The organism is Stenotrophomonas sp. PS02300 (assembly GCF_029959395.1).
Classification (GTDB): domain Bacteria; phylum Pseudomonadota; class Gammaproteobacteria; order Xanthomonadales; family Xanthomonadaceae; genus Stenotrophomonas; species Stenotrophomonas maltophilia_AD.
This window is the reverse complement of record NZ_JASCOP010000211.1, coordinates 1-3,884: the sequence shown is the minus strand read 5'-3', so window position 1 is coordinate 3,884 and position 3,884 is coordinate 1. Positions and strand designations below refer to the sequence as shown.

Here is a 3,884-nt window from a genome sequence, read left to right as displayed (position 1 = left end):
CCTGCGAGGCGTGCCAGTAAAAGGCGTGCCGGCCCGCCGGGCCGGCACCCGCCGGATGCACCGACCAACGGTCGGTGCCTACCCCGGAATGCCGGTTCTGCCGGGAAAATCAAACATTCGTTAGGTACCGACCGTTGGTCGGTACCTCCAAGAAGGACGAAACACCATGGCCGACAAGCCCCGTCAAATGCTGCTCGATCCCGGTTTTGAACTGACCCTGCGCCCCATGCGCTACCCCCAGTTCTATGACATGTATCGCAACGCGATCAAGAACACCTGGACCGTGGAAGAAATCAACTTCCAGATCGACATCAGCGACCTGCACGGCAAGATGTCGCCCGGCGAACGCCACCTGATCCACCGCCTGGTTGCGTTCTTCGCCACCGGCGATTCGATCGTGTCCAACAACCTGGTGCTGAACCTGTACCAGCACTTGAACGCGCCCGAAGCGCGCATGTACCTCTCGCGCCAGCTGTACGAAGAAGCGCTGCACGTGCAGTTCTACCTGACCCTGCTCGACAACTACCTGCCGGACCCGGATGAGCGCGCCAAGGCGTTCGACGCGGTGGAGAACATCGACTCGATCAAGCAGAAGGCCGACTTCTGCTTCAAGTGGATCGACTCCATCCAGAACCTCAAGCGCATCGAAACCCGTGCCGAGCGCCGCCAGTTCCTGCTCAACCAGATCTGCTTCGCCGCATGCATTGAAGGCCTGTTCTTCTTCGCTGCCTTCGCCTACGTGTACTACTTCCGTTCGCGCGGCCTGCTCAACGGCCTGGCTTCGGGCACCAACTGGGTGTTCCGCGACGAGAGCGCGCACATGGAGTTCGCGTTCGAATGCGTGGATGTCATCCGCGAGGAAGAGCCGGACCTGTTCGACGATGAGATGAAGCAGCAGGTCTATGACATGCTGGCCGAAGCCATCGAATGCGAAGTGAAGTTCGCCGAAGACGTGCTGTCTGGCGGCGTGGCGGGCATTTCCACCCGCGACATGCGCCACTACCTGCAGCACTGCGCCGACAACCATTTCCATCGCCTCGGCATGGAAAAGAAGTACAACGTGCGCAACCCGCTGAGCTTCATGGAACTGCAGGACGTGCAGGAGCTGACCAACTTCTTCGAACGTCGCTCCTCGGCCTACCAGGTTGGCGTGAAGGGCGAAGTGTCCTTCGACATGTCGTTCTGATCCAAGCGCTCCACGCGTACCCAGAAAGCCCCGGCACTGCCGGGGCTTTTTGTTTGCGGGCGCTGCCGTATCATCCTCGTCGACCCCACCGCACGGCCCACCGCCATGACCGCCACCCCTGACGTCGTCCCGCCCACTGAAGTGCGCATGGCCGAAATCGTCTTCCCCAACCACACCAACCACATGGGCACCCTGTTCGGTGGCCAGGCATTGGCGTGGATGGACAAGGCCGCGTTCCTGGCCGCCGCACGCTACTCGCGCCGCACCGTGGTCACCGCCCGCTCCGACCAGGTGGACTTCAAGCTGCCCATCAGCATCGGCCAGATGGTGGAAACCGTGGGCCGCATCGTCGAAGTGGGCCGCAGCTCGATGAAGGTGGAAGTGGAGCTCATCGCCGAAGACCTGCACACCGGCGAGCGCAAGCTGTGCACCCGTGGCCACTTCGTGATGATCGCCCTGGACGAGGACCACAAGCCCACCGCCGTGCCGGCGCTGCCGGCCGATATCGCCGGACCCTGAACGGGCAGGGCGATTGCGAACCCTCCAATCGCCCCCATCTAGCTGGCATGTCTACCCCACTGGCTGACTTCATCAATCGCGCCCGCCGCCTGTTCGTCCTCACCGGCGCCGGCTGCAGCACCGACTCGGGCATTCCCGATTACCGCGATGCCGACGGCCAGTGGAAGCGCACCCCGCCGGTGAACTACCAGGATTTCATGGGTGAAGCGGCCACCCGCCAGCGCTACTGGGCGCGCAGCCTGCTCGGCTGGCCGCGCTTCGGGCAGGCCCAACCCAACGCCACCCACGCCGCCCTGGCCGCACTGGAAGCACGCGGCAAGATGGAAGTGCTGCTCACCCAGAACGTGGATTGCCTGCACCAGCGCGCTGGCAGCGCAGCCGTGATCGACCTGCACGGCCGCCTCGACCAGGTGCGCTGCATGGGCTGCGAAACCCGCAGCAACCGCAAAGCGTTCCAGCAGGCGCTGCTGGCCGCCAACCCCGGCTGGGACCGCCTCGACGCCGCCCAGGCCCCCGATGGCGACGCCGACCTCGACGGCGTGGATTTCAGCACCTTCAACGTACCCGCGTGCCCCACCTGCGGCGGCATCCTCAAGCCAGACGTCGTGTTCTTCGGCGAAAACGTACCGCGCGCCCGCGTCGATGCGGTTCACGCCCACCTGCAACAGGCCGACGCCGTCCTGGTGGTCGGCTCGTCCCTGATGGTCTATTCCGGCTACCGCTTCGTCCAGGCCGCCGCCAAGGCCGGCCTACCCGTCGCCGCCCTCAACATCGGCCGCACCCGGGCAGACGACCTCCTCACCCTGAAGGTAGAGCAGTCCTGCGCAGACGCCCTGTCATTCCTCCTGCCAGCCACCGCATCGGCCTGACCCGCGAACGCTTGCCTACGCGCCCTTTGCCCGCCCCGCAGGCATTGGCCTGGACGCCACCCCGGTAGAGCGAGGCCCTGCCTCGCTAGCCTCACCGTTCCACACATACGGTTGCCCGCAAACCCGCTTCGCGGTGCAATACCTCCCCCGTGTTTCATCTCCCCCCGAGTCGCCCGCCCGTGAGCCAGCTTTTCTCCCCCGTGTCATTCGGACCGCTGACGCTGTCCAACCGCATCGTCATCGCCCCGATGTGCCAGTACTCCTCCACCGACGGCCTGGCCAACGACTGGCACCGCCAGCACCTGGGCCAGCTTTCCCAGTCCGGCGCCGGCCTGCTCATCCTCGAAGCCACCGCCGTACTTCCCGAAGGCCGCATCAGCTACGCCGACCTGGGCCTGTGGGACGACGCCACCGAAGCCGCACTCACCTCGGTCATCGCCTCGGTCAAGCAATGGTCGCCGATGCCGCTGGGCGTGCAGCTGGCCCACGCCGGCCGCAAAGCCTCCTCGGCGCGCCCGTGGGAAGGTGGCGGCCAGCTGCCCCCGGCCGACCCCAACGGCTGGACCGCAGTCGCCCCCTCCGCACTGCCGTTCGCCGCCAACGGCCCCACGCCTGACGCGCTGGACGAAGCCGGCATCGACGCCATCGTCGAAGCCTTCGCCATCGCCGCCGGCCGCGCCGAGCGCGCCGGCCTGGACCTGATCGAACTGCACGCCGCCCACGGCTACCTGCTGCACCAGTTCCTCTCGCCGCTCAGCAACAAGCGCCAGGACCAGTACGGCGGCTCGCTCGAAAACCGCATGCGCCTGTTGGTGCGCGTGTTCGACGCCGTGCGCGGAGCCGTCTCCGACCGCATCAGCGTGGGCATGCGCATCTCGGCCAGCGACTGGGTGCCGGGCGGCTGGGACATCGAAGAGAGCACCACCCTGGCCCAGATCCTGGAGCTGTGCGGCTGCCAGTTCCTGCACGTCTCCAGCGGCGGACTCGACGCGCGCCAGCAGATTCCGGTGGAGCCGGGCTACCAGGTGCACTTCGCTGCCGCCATCAAGGCCAAGGTGAAGATGCCGGTCATCGCGGTGGGCTTGATCACCGACCCCTCGCAGGCCGAATCGATCCTTCGCCACGGCCACGCCGATGCAGTCGCACTGGCACGCGGCATCCTCTACGACCCGCGCTGGCCGTGGCACGCCGCCGCCGCCCTGGGCGATTCACTCACCCCCGCCCCGCAGTATCTGCGCTGCGAACCGCGCGAAGCCCGCGGCGTGTTCATCGCCCCGTCTGCTTGATTGAACCGGTAGCGGGCCCCCCGG

4 protein-coding genes are annotated in these 3,884 nt (G+C 66.4%); all 4 read left to right on the top strand.

Features of this window, described 5'->3' with window-relative positions:
* Positions 1-166 precede the first annotated feature (166 nt).
* Positions 167-1,186 carry a ribonucleotide-diphosphate reductase subunit beta gene (locus QMX79_RS20275; protein ID WP_282248382.1) on the top strand — a complete coding sequence of 340 codons (1,020 nt, stop codon included), beginning with the start codon at positions 167-169 and terminating at the stop codon, positions 1,184-1,186.
* Positions 1,187-1,291: 105 nt separating this feature from the next.
* On the top strand, positions 1,292-1,705 hold the full coding sequence (locus QMX79_RS20270) for an acyl-CoA thioesterase (protein WP_282248381.1): 414 nt from the start codon (positions 1,292-1,294) through the stop codon (positions 1,703-1,705).
* Between the two features lie 47 nt (positions 1,706-1,752).
* A complete protein-coding gene (locus QMX79_RS20265; protein ID WP_282248380.1) occupies positions 1,753-2,574 on the top strand; it encodes an NAD-dependent protein deacetylase in 822 nt (273 codons plus the stop codon).
* A gap of 179 nt (positions 2,575-2,753) precedes the next feature.
* Positions 2,754-3,860 carry an NADH:flavin oxidoreductase/NADH oxidase gene (locus QMX79_RS20260; RefSeq protein ID WP_282248379.1) on the top strand — a complete coding sequence of 369 codons (1,107 nt, stop codon included), beginning with the start codon at positions 2,754-2,756 and terminating at the stop codon, positions 3,858-3,860.
* The last annotated feature ends 24 nt before the right edge of the window (positions 3,861-3,884 follow it).

Excerpts from the sequence above, each read along its gene's own strand:
- QMX79_RS20265 (WP_282248380.1), top strand. The coding sequence starts at position 1,753 with ATGTCTACCCCACTGGCTGACTTCATCAATCGCGCCCGCCGCCTGTTC.
- QMX79_RS20270 (WP_282248381.1), top strand. The coding sequence starts at position 1,292 with ATGACCGCCACCCCTGACGTCGTCCCGCCCACTGAAGTGCGCATGGCC.
- QMX79_RS20275 (WP_282248382.1), top strand. The coding sequence starts at position 167 with ATGGCCGACAAGCCCCGTCAAATGCTGCTCGATCCCGGTTTTGAACTG.